This window comes from Streptomyces sp. NRRL WC-3742 (assembly GCF_000720635.1).
Taxonomy (GTDB): Bacteria; Actinomycetota; Actinomycetes; order Streptomycetales; family Streptomycetaceae; genus Kitasatospora.
The window spans coordinates 1-11,857 of sequence record NZ_JOCF01000122.1; the positions used below are offsets into that span (position 1 = coordinate 1).

General features: G+C 74.3%; 8 protein-coding genes and 4 pseudogenes. 5 read left to right on the forward strand and 7 right to left on the reverse strand.

Annotated features, from left to right (window positions below):
• From IH61_RS46595 to IH61_RS0138750, 4 genes and pseudogenes are all read right to left on the reverse strand, one after another.
• Window positions 1-613 (reverse strand): annotated as a pseudogene (locus tag IH61_RS46595) (hypothetical protein); the annotation flags it as partial.
• 197 nt (window positions 614-810) lie between these two features.
• Window positions 811-2,217: a family 2B encapsulin nanocompartment shell protein gene (locus IH61_RS0138740; RefSeq protein WP_031078906.1), complete on the reverse strand. Its 1,407-nt coding sequence runs from the start codon at window positions 2,215-2,217 to the stop codon at window positions 811-813.
• A 613-nt stretch (window positions 2,218-2,830) separates the two neighbouring features.
• Window positions 2,831-4,297: a PLP-dependent aminotransferase family protein gene (locus tag IH61_RS0138745; protein ID WP_051838735.1), complete on the reverse strand. Its 1,467-nt coding sequence runs from the start codon at window positions 4,295-4,297 to the stop codon at window positions 2,831-2,833.
• A gap of 183 nt (window positions 4,298-4,480) precedes the next feature.
• Window positions 4,481-4,969 carry a universal stress protein gene (locus IH61_RS0138750; protein WP_031078909.1) on the reverse strand — a complete coding sequence of 163 codons (489 nt, stop codon included), beginning with the start codon at window positions 4,967-4,969 and terminating at the stop codon, window positions 4,481-4,483.
• A 416-nt stretch (window positions 4,970-5,385) separates the two neighbouring features.
• Here IH61_RS0138750 and IH61_RS0138755 point away from each other — a divergent pair.
• Window positions 5,386-5,778, forward strand: a pseudogene (locus tag IH61_RS0138755) (transglycosylase family protein); the annotation flags it as partial.
• A gap of 113 nt (window positions 5,779-5,891) precedes the next feature.
• Here the strand turns inward: IH61_RS0138755 and IH61_RS0138760 are convergent.
• The 3 genes from IH61_RS0138760 to IH61_RS0138770 all read right to left on the reverse strand — a co-directional run bounded on the left by IH61_RS0138760 (window position 5,892) and on the right by IH61_RS0138770 (window position 8,583).
• A complete protein-coding gene (locus tag IH61_RS0138760) occupies window positions 5,892-7,271 on the reverse strand; it encodes an MFS transporter (protein WP_031078914.1) in 1,380 nt (459 codons plus the stop codon).
• An 85-nt stretch (window positions 7,272-7,356) separates the two neighbouring features.
• Entirely contained in the window at window positions 7,357-7,992 is a 636-nt protein-coding gene (locus IH61_RS0138765) for a LysE family translocator (protein ID WP_031078915.1), read from the reverse strand.
• A gap of 9 nt (window positions 7,993-8,001) precedes the next feature.
• Entirely contained in the window at window positions 8,002-8,583 is a 582-nt protein-coding gene (locus IH61_RS0138770) for a pyridoxamine 5'-phosphate oxidase family protein (RefSeq protein ID WP_031078917.1), read from the reverse strand.
• A 105-nt stretch (window positions 8,584-8,688) separates the two neighbouring features.
• On the opposite strand from IH61_RS0138770, the gene IH61_RS0138775 reads away from it, so the two are divergent.
• From IH61_RS0138775 to IH61_RS49375, 4 genes and pseudogenes are all read left to right on the forward strand, one after another.
• Window positions 8,689-9,573, forward strand: coding sequence for an AraC family transcriptional regulator (locus IH61_RS0138775; RefSeq protein ID WP_234327525.1), 885 nt, complete (start codon window positions 8,689-8,691; stop codon window positions 9,571-9,573).
• A gap of 27 nt (window positions 9,574-9,600) precedes the next feature.
• Entirely contained in the window at window positions 9,601-10,026 is a 426-nt protein-coding gene (locus IH61_RS0138780) for a VOC family protein (protein WP_031078921.1), read from the forward strand.
• A gap of 120 nt (window positions 10,027-10,146) precedes the next feature.
• Window positions 10,147-11,025: pseudogene (ligD, locus tag IH61_RS49370) on the forward strand (non-homologous end-joining DNA ligase); the annotation flags it as partial.
• A gap of 81 nt (window positions 11,026-11,106) precedes the next feature.
• A pseudogene (locus IH61_RS49375) lies at window positions 11,107-11,857 on the forward strand (DNA ligase); the annotation flags it as partial.

An 11,857-nucleotide genomic window follows, 5' to 3' on the forward strand; every position in this document is an offset into this window, starting at 1 on the left:
GCGTGTGCGTGGGGGTGGGAGTGGGGCTCGGCGTGTGCGTGGGGCTCGGCGAGTGCGTCGGGGTGGGTGTCGGCGAAGGCGTGTGCGTAGGGGTGGGCGAGGGGGTCGGGCTCGGGCTCGGGCACGGATGGTGGTGATGATGGTGGTGCCCGCCGTGGCCCTCGTCGTGGTCCCCGTACGGGTCGTCCTCGTCCTCCTCCGGCCGCCCCGGCTGCTGGTGCCGTACGCCGGCCGTCCCCGAGGGTGCGGGGGCGAGCGGGTACGCCTTCGGGGAGTGGCAGGGGTGGTGATGGTGGCCGTGGTGCCGGTCCCCCGAGCCGGGTGCGATGCTCACGTCGACCTGGACGTCCACGTCCACGTCGACGTCCACGTGCCCGCCTGGCTGGACGCCGACCGACACGTCAGTCTCGTCGCAGACGCAGGTGTCGACGGAGGTGCCGTGCCCGTGCCCGTTCCCGCCGTGCCGCTCGACGCCGGAGGCGGTCGCGCCGCCGACCAGCGCGAACATCGCGACCACGCCGACCGCCGCGCCGAGCCACCGCACCCGCCGCCCGGGGGCAGCCGCTCCGCCGCCCTCCGGCGGTATCCGTCGCAACTGCCGACGCTGCGGCATGGGTTCACACACCTCTCGGGTCATGTGCGGGACACGGAACGGGCTCGGGCCGCCGGGCAGGGAGGGGGCGACCGGGTGCGATCAGGCGAACGGCCCGCCTCCGGGGGCGGGCCGTCCGTCATCAGGTGAAACGATCTTCGAGCCGGCCGGTTACGGTCCGCGTCGACCGAGGGCGGTCAGGGGCCGGGCCACCGGGCTCAGTGGCGGCGGTGCGCGATCTCGACGTTCTCCAGCACGCCGACCGCGTCCGGCACCAGGATGGCGGCCGAGTAGTAGGCGCTGACGAGGTAGGAGATGATCGCCTTCTCGTCGATACCCATGAACCGGACCGACAGCGAGGGCTGGTACTCGTCCGGGATGCCGGTCTGGTGCAGGCCGATGACGCCCTGGTTGTCCTCGCCGACACGGATCACCATGATGGAGCTGGTGTTCTCCTTGGAGATCGGGATCTTGCTGCACGGCAGGATCGGGACCCCGCGCCAGGCCGGCACCTGCTGCCCGCCGAGGTCGACGTGGTGCGGGTACAGGCCCCGGGCGTTGAGCTCGCGGCCGATCGCGGCGATGGTCTTCGGGTGCGCGAGCAGGTAGTCGGGGTCGCGGCGGCGGTTGAGCAGCTCGTCCAGGTCGTCCGGGGTGGGCGGGCCGGAGTGGGTCTGGATGCGCTGGTCGAAGTCGGCGTTGTTGAGCAGGCCGAACTCCGGGTTGTTGACGATCTCGTGCTCCTGGCGCTCGCGCAGCGCCTCGATGGTCAGACGGAGCTGGTGCTCGGTCTGGTTCATCGGCTGGTTGTAGAGGTCCGCGACGCGGGTGTGGATCTTGAGGATCGTCTGCGCGACGCTCAGCTCGTACTCGCGCGGCTTGAGCTCGTAGTCCACGAAGGCGCCGGGGAGTTCGTACTCGCCGTGGTGGCCGGAGGACATGGCGATCTCGGCCTCGCCACGCTCGTTCTGGGCCTGGAGGGGCAGCGAGAGGAAGGTCTGCAGGTGCTCCTGGAGACTCGGAGCGTTGTCGCGGATCGCGGCGAAGTCGGCGCGGGACAGGGTCAGGACGACACCGGCGGTGGCGGACTTGGCCGTGAACTCCCAGATGGCGTCCGGGTTCAGCAGCGCGTCGTCACCGAAGCGGTCGCCGTCGCCGGCCACGCCGACCACGGTCTCGTCGCCGTACTTGCCGGTGCCGATCTGGTTGATCTTGCCGTGGGCGATCAGGAAGATGCGGTCCGCCGGCTCACCCTGGGTGGTGAGCACCTCGCCGGGGCCGAAGTCGCGCTGCTGGCAGCGGTCGGCGAGGGCGGTGAGCACCTCGTCGTCCTCGTAGCCGCGCAGGAGGGCGAGTTCGCCCAGCTCCTGCGGGATCACCCGGACCTGGGACCCGGTCTTGATGAACTCCACCACGCCGTTGCCCACCGAGTAGGTGAGACGACGGTTGACCCGGTAGGCACCACCGTTGGCCTGCACCCAGGGAAGGACCTTGAGCAGCCAGCGGGAGGTGATCTCCTGCATCTGCGGCGCGGACTTGGTGGTGGTGGCGAGGTTGCGGGCTGCGGCAGTCGCAAGGCTCTGCTGCCGGTCCTGCTGTGTCTCCGGGCTCGTGTCCACGGACATCGCAGGGGTCTCCATTTCGTGAGGTCGGGCCATGGACAGGGCGTAGCTGACCGCCCTGGCGCATGCCGCGACGGATCGTCAGATCCGCCTGTTGGTGGGGGGTTCGACGAGGTTCGGGAGCACGGTCACCAGCTCCCGGCCACCCCTCGGGAACCCTAGATCACCAGGGACCGGCACCGCCTGTACGGCGGCCCAGTACCCCCCGATAGGGTGAATCTCGGGAAGTATGGCCCCGGCGCGGCCGCGATGTGTCCGTCAACCCGCCGCAGGGGCGGGGAGGGTGCCGCGCATCCCGCCAGGCACCGGTACGGGGGTGGCCGGCACCTGACGGGAGTCCACGGCGTGCAGGCGGGCGGCGAGCGCTCCTGATGTCCTGCACATGACCACTGACCCTAGGGGGTCGGTGTCCGGAACGTTGCGGGGCGCGGGCCGATCCCGTACGGACGGATGAGTCCGCAGCGGACGCGGCGTACCCTGTCGCCACGTTCCGCCCCCGTCGGCCGCCCCCGGGCCCTACCCTGCGCCCCTGCCGCCGGACCCGCGAGACGGGGGCTCAGGAGACGGGGGCTCAGAAAGCGGGCACTCAGGTAGCGGGCGTTCAGGTAGCGGGCGTTCAGGAGACGGGCGACGGGAGGATCGCGCAGAGGGCGGCCAGCGCGGAGGCGTAGGCGTGCTCGGGCGGGGTGGCGTAGCCGACGACGAGGCCCTCCGCCGGCGGGGTCGCGACCGGGTCCGCCGCCGGGTGGCGGAAGTCGGCGAGGCCCTCCACGGCGAGCCCGTGGTACGCGGCGGCCTTGAGGACGGAGCGCTCGGTGCCCGCCTCCAGCCGCAGCACCGCGTGCAGCCCCGCCGCGACGCCGGTCACCTCCACGTGCGGGGCGTTCGCCTCGAGCGCGGCCACCAGCCGGTCGCGGCGCTCCCGGTAGCTGCGGCGCATCCGGCGCACGTGCCGGTCGTAGCCGCCGGAGTCGATGAACTCGGCGAGGGTGAGCTGGTCCAACGCGCTGGCCCAGCCCTCCCGTTCGCCCTTCGCCGCGAGGACCCGGTCGACCAGGTGGTCGGGCAGGACCATCCACCCCAGGCGCAGCGCGGGGCTGAGGCTCTTGCTGACGCTGCCGAGGTAGACGACCCGCTCGGGGTCCAGGCCCTGGACGGCGCCGACCGGCTGCCGGTCGTAGCGGAACTCGCCGTCGTAGTCGTCCTCCACGACGAGCCCGCCGCGCCCGCGCGCCCAGTCGATGACGGCGGCGCGGCGGGCAGCGTGCAGCGGCCCGCCGGTGGGGAACTGGTGGGCGGGGGTGAGCAGCGCCGTGCGGACGTCCGGGTGCCGGTCCAACTCCGCGACGTCGGCGCCGTGTTCGTCGACGGCCAGCGGCCTGGTGGCGACGCCCGCGGCGGCGAGCAGTCCGCGGTGGAAGCCGAGCCCGTACGCCTCGACGGCGAGCGGCCCGTTGCTCCCGGGCGGGAGGACGGGGGCGGCGCCGTCGAAGAGCAGGCGCAGGGCGTGGGCGAAGCCGGAGCAGACGACGATCCGGTCGGGGTCGGTGCGCACGCCCCGGGAGCGGGCGAGGTAGTCGGCGAGGACGGCGCGCAGTTCGCGCCGGCCCTGGGGGTCGCCGGGGCCGAAGGCTTCGTTGGGCGCGGCGGTGAGGGCGCGGCGGGCGGCGGCGAGCCAGGCGGTGCGGGGGAAGGCGGCGGCGTCGGGCCGGCCCTGGCGCAGGTCGTGGAGGGGGCCGGGGCGCTTGGTGGGGCGCCGGGGCCGGGCGGCGGACGTGGGGGCGGCGCGTTCGGCGACGGTGGTGCCGGAGCCCTGGCGGGCGGTGAGCCAGCCTTCGGCGACGAGTTCGGCGTACGCCTCGGCGGCGGTGTTGCGGGCTAGGCCGAGGTCGGCAGCGAGGGTGCGGTAGGGCGGCAGCCGGGTGCCGGGGGCGAGGCGTCCGCTGCGGATGGCCTCGCGCAGGGCGGTCATGAGGGCTGCGCGGCGGCCTCCGGTGGCGGAGAGGTCGAGGTGCAGGTCGCTGCCGGTGGGGTGGGCCGGCCCGGTGGGACGCGTTCCCGGCGCGCCCGGCGTGTCCGTCATGTCCACGCACCCTACCGGCCGCCCGTGCCCCGCTTCACCACCGGGCTCCCCGGCTCCTTGCGACGCGAGTTGCTGCACGACCTACCGCACGGCGCGCGGCACGGCGCGCGGCACGGCGCGCGGCACGGCTTGCGGCACGGCTTACTACGCGGTTTGCGACACCGCCGTGCCGGCCGCCACGACCTACGGCACGACGGTCACGGGCCAGCGGCCCGCCTTCACCAGGCGCACCGCCACCGAGCCGATGACCTTGTGCCCCGCCTGCTCGGAGACGCCGACGACCACGGCGTCGGCGCGCAGCTCGTCGGCGAGCTTGGCGAGGCCCGTATAGGGGTCGCCGCGCATGGTCAGGAACTGCCAGTCGACGCGCCACACCTCGCGGACGTGTTCCTCCGCCTCGCGCAGTGCGGCGAGGAGCTCGTCGGCGATCTCCTGGGTGGTCTCCTCGACGACGGCACCGGCGAGGGCGGTGGCCGCGCCGAGGACGGGCTGGATGTAGACGACGGCGAGGAGGGCTCCCTGGCGGCGGGCGAGCCCGGCGGCGTAGGCGGTGGCGCGCCAGGAGGACTCGGAGCCGTCGAGGCCGGCCACGATCACCTTGGGGCCGTCGGTGCCCAGTTCGAAGCCTTCTGGGGCGGTGGCCGCCTCGGCTGCGTCGCTCTCGTTGCTCATGGCGATGAGGCTATGCCCCGCCACCGGAGGTGCACGCACCGGGCACTCCGGGTGAGGGCTGTGGTGCGGGCCACCCCGGGCGCTGGCCGGGGCGGCGGTTTCCGTACCGGGGGCGGGCGGATGGTCACGCTCTGTCGACGATGTGGGCGGCCTCACAGCGCCTCCGCGGTGACGGGCGCCACTTGGGAGGGCGATTTGATCTTGGAAATGGATGCAAAACGGACCAAATCATCGCATTTCCTTGATCCTTACGCCCGGTAACACCCCTCTGACGTGCTCAAACCTCCGAATCCTTGAAACCGCCACAACAGCCCCCGTACCTTCGAACTCGTTGCACCGAGCGACGTCCCCCGAAACCGACGGCCTTCCGAGGGCCTGGTTCCGTACGCTCGCCGCCCCCCTTCGAGAGGAACTTCATGACTTTCCGTAACGAGACCGCCGCTGCCACCACCACTGCCACCCCGAAGCGCCGCAACCGCGTCCGGATGGCTCTGATGGCCGGGGCGCTCACCGCCCTGCCCGTGGCCGGCCTCGTCACGGCGACCAGCGCCTCCGCCGCCCCGGCCACCGTCTGGGACAAGGTCGCGGACTGTGAGGCCACGGGTAACTGGGCCATCAACTCCGGCAACGGCTTCTACGGCGGCCTGCAGTTCACCTCCAGCACCTGGGCCGCCTTCGGTGGCACCGCGTACGCCTCGCAGGCCAACCAGGCCACCAAGGACCAGCAGATCTCCATCGGCGAGAAGGTCCTCGCCGCCCAGGGCCCCGGCGCCTGGCCCGTCTGCTCCGTCAAGGCCGGCCTGAGCAAGTAAGGCCGCCCGCACGCGAGAGCCGCCGCACCCCGTCCGGGGTGTGGCGGCTTCGTCGTTCCCGCTGCCGCGCCCGTCCCTACTGCTGTGTCCGTCCCTACGCCGCGCCCGTCCTACTGCCGCGCCCGTCCCGCGAGGGCGACGGCCAGGGCGGCCGGAACGACCAGCAGCGCGAACACCGCCGCGTAGGCGCCGGTGGCCCCGCCGCCCGCCAGGCAGAGGCCGAACAGCGCGGAGGCCGCCCCCATCACCGCCACCTGCCCCAGGTTCTGGGCGGTGAGCATCTCCCCGCCGGTGCGGCCCTGCCGCTCGGGCGGGCTGTGCGCGATCGACAGCAGGGTCACGCTCGGCGCCGCCACCCCCATGCCGATCGCGGCGACCACCATCGCGGCCCCCGCCACCGCCGGCGGCGCCCCGGGCAGGCTGCCCGCCACCGCCAGGGCGGCCGCCAGGACGACCACCGCCATCCCGCCCGCCGCCACCCGGTGCCGGGGCCGGTGCTCCAGCAGGTGGCCCTGCACCCAGCCGGCGCCCGCCCAGGCCACGGCCGCCCCGCTGAACGCCAGGCCCGTCACGGCGGCGGGCACCCCGCGCACGGTGTCCAGCAGCAGGGGGACGAAGACCTCCAGGGTGAAGTACGTCCCCGAGGCGAGCACCCGCAGCAGCGCCGTGGCGGGCAGCCCGCGCGCCGCCCGCCAGGTGCCGCGCGGCAGCAGCCGGGGCGCGAACGCCAGCAGCAGCCCGAAACCCGCCGCCGCGGCGGCCAGGTGGGCCGCGTCCAGGCCCGAGCCGGCGCCGGAGACGGCGTACTGGGCGAGGGCCGCGCCGCCGCTGACCGCCGCCGCGATCGCCAAGGACGGACGGCCCGCGCCCTCCTCCCGGGCGCCGGTGACTCCGCGTACCAGGGGCAGTACGGCCAGGATCGGCACCGCCGTGACGGCGGCCAGGCCCAGGAACACCGCCCGCCAGGACCACCAGGCCGTGATCAGTCCGGCCAGCGGCGGCCCGGCCAGGGAGGGGACGATCCAGCAGGTGGCCATCAGCGACAGCGCGTGCGCCTTCAGCCGCCCCGGATAGGTGTGCGCGATCGCGGTGTTGATCGCCACCGCCGTCATCCCCGCGGCCACGCCGTCCAGGAACCGCCCGGCGGCCAGCTGCCAGACCGTGGTGCTGGTGCCGGAGACCACCAGGGTCGCCACCCCGAGCAGCACACCCGCCACCAGCGGCCGCCTCGGGCCCGCCCGGTCCGCCCAACTGCCGCCAAGCACACCGCCGAAGAGGCTCGCGGCCACGAACGCCCCCGCCACCAGCGGGTACATCGGCACGGCGTCCAGCTCACCCACCGCGACCGGCAGGGTCGGCACCACGGCGAAGGCGGCGAACCCGATCAGGAACATCACCGAGGCGAACCCCACGGTGGCCGCCCGGTACGGGCGCGACCAGAGCCCGCCCCCCGCCACCGGCTCGGCGCGCTCCACCAGTTGGTCAGTCATCGTCCGTCACAGGCGCCCAACCTAGCCGCCCGCGCACCACGCGCACCAGGGGTTTCGCCCGAGAGGTCCAGACCAGCCCAGCCGCTCACCCCTCCACGGCGAGCCGCACCCCCAGGCCGATGAAGAGCCCGCCGGTCGCGGCATCCACCCGGCGGCGGGTCGACCGGCGGCGGCGCAGCCAGGCGCCGATCCGCCCGGCGAGCACGCCCACGGTGCCGTCCACCAGGAACTCCAGCACGATCAGCGCCGCACCGAGCAGCGCGAACTGCAGCCCCACGCCGCCCAGTTCGGGACGGACGAACTGCGGGAGGAAGGCGATGGTGAAGGTCACCATCTTGGGGTTGAGGAGGTTGGTCAGCAGGCCCCGCAGGTACGCGCGGCGGCCGGAGAGCCCGCCCTCCCCCGGCTCGGGCAGGTCGTCGGCGGCGTCCTTGCGGTGGCGGATCAACTGCACGCCCAGGTACACCAGGTAGGCGCCGCCGGCGATGCGCATGGCCGCGAAGGCGACCGGCACGGCGGTGAAGAACGCCGCCAGCCCGGCCGCCGCCACCGCGACGTGCACCGCCTCGCTGGTGGCGACGCCGGCGGTGGCCAGCAGCCCGGCCTTCGGCCCGCCGCGCATCCCGCAGCCGAGCACGAACAGCATGTCGGGACCGGGGCTGATCATCGCGACCGAGGTGGTCAACAGGAAGGCTATGAACAGGTGTTGGTCGATAGGCACACCATCAGCTTACGGACGGGGTGGAAGCGGCAGCGGGATCGCCGGCAGCCCGTCGATGCTGGTGCCGATGTACGGCTTGCCCTCGCAGTAGGCGTTGAACTCCGCCTCGTCCTTGCGGTCGAAGTACTGCGCGTGCAGGTCCCGGTCCCCCCGGTAGTCCATCAGCGGCACCGCGAACCCGCAGGAGTCACTGATCCGCTGGGCCTCGACCAGCACGATCGCCCGCAGCCCGGATCCGTCCACGGACGGGTCGAAACGCCCCAGCAACTCCGCGAACCGCGGATCGTCCCGGAACACCGGCTCACCCCGCCCGTGCACCCGCACCACGGTCGGCGGCCCCTCGAAGGCGCACCACATCAGCGTGACCCGCCCGTTCTCCCGCAGATGGGCGATCGTCTCCGCGGTGGAACCACCGAAGTCCAGGTAGGCGAGGGTGAGTTCGTCGATCACGACGAGCGTCCCGGAGCGCCCCTTGGGCGAGAGGTTGACATGGCCGTCCGCCGACAACGGCGCGGTCGCGATGAAGTACACGGGCTGGCGCTCGATGAACTCCCGCAGCCGGCCCTCTATTCGTTCGTACTGCTTTCCCATGCCCGCGATTCTCCTCCCCGTCCCACCCACCGGGAAAGGATGATCCACTTTTCGAGACACCCGTCACATTACCGCTGCTCACCGAGGTGGCGGATAATGGGTGGGGTGAGCACAGACCTCGCAGGCGCCGTTGACGAGGCCGTTCGGGCGCGGCCGGGTGGCGGGTTGGGGCCGTATGTGGCGTGGTACGACGGGTATCGGCAGCGGGGGGTGGCGCCGGGTGTGCACACGGGGCTGCCGTCGCCGTATCTGACGTTCATCGTCACGTTGGACGAGCCGTTGGTGATCACCGGGCATCCGGATCCGGCGCAGGCGGCGGGGAGTTTCGTGACGTTGGTCGGGGGGCTGCACACGGCGCCGGCGACGATCACGCACGAGGGGGCGCAGTCCGGGGTGCAGATCGCGGTGCATCCGTTGGCCGCGCGGGCGTTGTTCGGGGTGCCGGCTGGGGAGTTGGCGGGGATCGATGTGCCGGCGGAGGAGGTGCTCGGGGGGCTCGCGTTGCGGTTGCAGGAGCGGCTGCGAGAGGCATCGGGCTGGGCGGAGCGGTTCGCGGTGTTGGACGGGGCGCTGCTGGGCGTGGCCCGGCCGTCGGGGCGGGTGCCGGCGGAGGTGGTGTGGGCCTGGGAGGAGTTGCGGCGCAGCGGGGGGTCGGTGCCGGTAGCGGAGTTGGCGCGGGAGACGGGCTGGAGCGCCCGGCACCTGCTGGAGCGCTTCCGCCGGGAGACCGGGCTGACGCCGAAGGCCGCCGCGCGGGTCATCCGCTTCGACCGGGCGCGGCGGCTGCTGGCGGCCGGCTCTCCGCGGCCCCTGCTGGCCGAACTGGCCGCCGACTGCGGGTACTTCGACCAGGCGCACCTGGCGCGGGAGTTCCGCTCGCTGGCGGGGGCGGCGCCCAGCGCCTGGCTGGCGGCGGAAACGTACGGGAGCGGGGAGTTCCGAAACGTCCAAGGCGGAGAGGGCGGGGCGGGCCCACAGTGGGAGGCGTAGAGCACCCGACCCCGTGAGGAGACCGCCATGAGCACCGAGCCGAAGACCCCCGCCCCGCAGGTGTGGCCCGCCCTGCGCGCCCACGACGCCAAGGCCCTGATCCGCTTCCTCGTGGACGCCTTCGGCTTCGAGGAGGTCGTCTGCTACACCGAGGGCGAACTCGTCGTCCACGCCGAACTCGCCTGGCCCGAGGGCGGCGGCGTGATGCTCGGGTCGGAGCGCGAGGCGCCCGAGGGCGCGCCCGCGTGGCCGGGCCGCCCGGGCGGGTTCACCGCCTACGTGGTGACGGCGCGGCCCGACGCCGTGCACGACCGGGCCGTGGCCGCCGGGGCCCGGATCACCATGGACCTCACCGAGACGGACTACGGCTCCCGGGATTTCGCCGCCGAGGACCCGGAGGGCAACCGCTGGTCCTTCGGTACCTACCCGGGCGCGCCCCGGCCCACGGCCTGAGGCCGTAGAGCGGGCCGGGCCGGCCACGGGGGTGCCGGCCCGGCCCGGACGCGCTGGTCGGCCCGGACGCGCTGGTCGGCCCGGGGCGGTGGCGGGAGACTGGCGGCAGGGAGGCTTCCGATGCCCCAGCTCACCGTGGACGGGCGCACCCTCGCCCTCTCCCACCTCGACAAGGTGTACTACCCGCGCACCGGCACCCGGAAGGGCGAGGTGCTGCGCTACTACGCCGCCGTGCACTCCGCCCTGCTGCCGCACCTGCGGGACCGCCCGGTCTCCTTCCTGCGCTGCCCGGACGGTGTCGAGGCGGAGGTGTTCATCGCCAAGAACCCGCCCGCCGGAACCCCGGACTGGGTGCGCACCGTCGAGGTGCCCAGCAGCAGCGGCGAGCTGCGCCAGGTGGTGCTGGACGGCGGCGCGGCGCTGCTGTGGGCGGCCAATCTGGGCTGCCTGGAGCTGCACGTGCCGCAGTGGCACGCCGACGCGCCGGGCCTCGCCGACCGGCTGGTCCTCGACCTCGACCCGGGCGAGGGCGCGGACGTGCTGGCCTGCCGGGAGGTGGCGCTGCTGCTGCGCGAGCGGCTGGCGGCGGACGGCCTGGCGGCGCGGGTGAAGACCTCCGGCTCCAAGGGCCTGCACCTGCTCGCCCCGCTGGTGCCCACGCCCACCGCCCGGGTGTCCGCCTACGCGAAGGCGCTGGCCGCCGCGCTGGAGGCCGAGCGCCCGGACCTGGTGGTGCACACCATGGCGAAGGCGCGGCGCCGGGGGCGGGTGCTGGTGGACTGGTCGCAGAACAACGCCAAGAAGACCACCGCCGCGCCGTACACCCTGCGGGCCCGGCCGCTGCCGACGGTCTCCACGCCGCTGTCCTGGGAGGAGCTGGAGTCGGCGGTGAGCGCGGCCGAGCTGGTGTTCACCCTGGCCGAGGTGCCCGGCCGGCTGGCGACGCGGGGCGACCTCCTCGCGCCGCTGCTCGACCCGGAGCAGGCCCGGCCGCTGCCGGGCTCACCCACACCCGCGCCTGCACCGGCACCCGTACCCACACCCGTCGTGGCCCAGGTCCTGCGCCCGCCCGTCGAGGTGATGCGCCCCGCCGCCGTACCCGCCGTGCCCCCGGCGGACGGGCTGGGCGGGGGCGGTGTGCAGTACGAGCTCAAGCTCGACGGGTTCCGCTGCGTCGCCTTCGCCCGGGGCGAGCGGCCCGCCGTCCTCCAGGCCCGCAGCGGCCGCGACCTCGCCGCCGAGTTCCCGCCGATCGCCGCCGCCGTGGCCCGCCTGCCCGAGGGCCTGGTGCTGGACGCCGAACTGGTCGCCTGGCGCGGCGGCCGCTTCGCCTTCGGCGAGCTGCTGCACACCCGCCGGGCCCGCGCCGCCTCCCCGGAGGTCGCCCTCGGCCTGATCGCCTTCGACCTGCTCGCCCTGCCCGGCCGCGACGTCCGGCGCCTGCCGCTCACCGACCGGCGCCGCCTGCTGCTCGCCGCCCTCGCGGACGTGCCGCCGCCGATCCAGCCCGTCCTGGCCACCACGGACCGGGCGGAGGCCCTGGAGTGGATGGAACGGCTCGCCCCCACCGGCGTGGAGGGCCTGGTCTGCAAGGCGTCCGGCTCCCCCTACCGGCCTCGCGGCGCCGGCCACGCCTGGGTGAAGTACCGCCGCACCGACACCGTGGACGCGACCGTGCGCGCCCTCACCGGCCCGGAGCGCCGCCCGCACGCCCTCCTCCTCGAACTCGACGACGGCCGCGTCCTGTTGAGCACCCCACGCCTCACCCCCGTCCAGTCCCGCGAGGTCGCCGAAGCCGCCCGCCCCCTCCTCGGCCCGCCCACCCCCGCCG

Coding starts and splice junctions, on each gene's coding strand:
- IH61_RS0138740 (WP_031078906.1), bottom strand. CDS start 2,217: ATGTCCGTGGACACGAGCCCGGAGACACAGCAGGACCGGCAGCAGAGC.
- IH61_RS0138745 (WP_051838735.1), bottom strand. CDS start 4,297: ATGACGGACACGCCGGGCGCGCCGGGAACGCGTCCCACCGGGCCGGCC.
- IH61_RS0138750 (WP_031078909.1), bottom strand. CDS start 4,969: ATGAGCAACGAGAGCGACGCAGCCGAGGCGGCCACCGCCCCAGAAGGC.
- IH61_RS0138760 (WP_031078914.1), bottom strand. CDS start 7,271: ATGACTGACCAACTGGTGGAGCGCGCCGAGCCGGTGGCGGGGGGCGGG.
- IH61_RS0138770 (WP_031078917.1), bottom strand. CDS start 8,583: ATGGGAAAGCAGTACGAACGAATAGAGGGCCGGCTGCGGGAGTTCATC.
- IH61_RS0138780 (WP_031078921.1), top strand. CDS start 9,601: ATGAGCACCGAGCCGAAGACCCCCGCCCCGCAGGTGTGGCCCGCCCTG.